Annotated in this window: 1 protein-coding gene and 1 pseudogene; both read right to left on the reverse strand. The window is 62.3% G+C overall.

The annotated features are described in order from the left end of the window. A pseudogene (locus RNB18_RS53520) lies at positions 1–263 on the reverse strand (aspartate aminotransferase family protein); the annotation flags it as partial. Beyond that, the coding region (locus RNB18_RS53525) for an Lrp/AsnC ligand binding domain-containing protein (RefSeq protein WP_394817826.1) at positions 248–379 on the reverse strand (132 nt) is incomplete at its 5' end. The pseudogene RNB18_RS53520 and the gene RNB18_RS53525, both read right to left, overlap by 16 nt.

A 379-nucleotide genomic window follows, 5' to 3' on the forward strand; every position in this document is an offset into this window, starting at 1 on the left:
ACCGGGAAGAAGGCGAGCTCCTGGCCCTGCTTGTACGCCGTCTCGGCGAGCTCGTGACGACCGTGACCGGCGTTGACCACGAACAGGCCGGAGAGGCCGTCCAGGTAGCGCTTGCCCTTGTCGTCGAAGATGTACGTTCCCTCGCCACGCACGATGGTGGGAACGGGCGCGTTCTCGTAGTCCGACATGCGGGTGAAGTGCATCCACAGGTGGTCGTACGCGGTTCGGCTGAGGTCCTTGCTCACGGCTATCGGGTTCCCCACATATAGGTCTGCTTCTTGAGCTTGAGGTAAACAAAGCTCTCGGTGGAGCGCACCCCGGGAATGGCCCGGATGCGTTTGTTGATCGTCTCCAGCAGGTGGTCGTCGTCCTCGCAGAC

It is taken from the genome of Streptomyces doebereineriae (assembly GCF_031845645.1).
Taxonomy (GTDB): Bacteria; Actinomycetota; Actinomycetes; order Streptomycetales; family Streptomycetaceae; genus Streptomyces; species Streptomyces canus.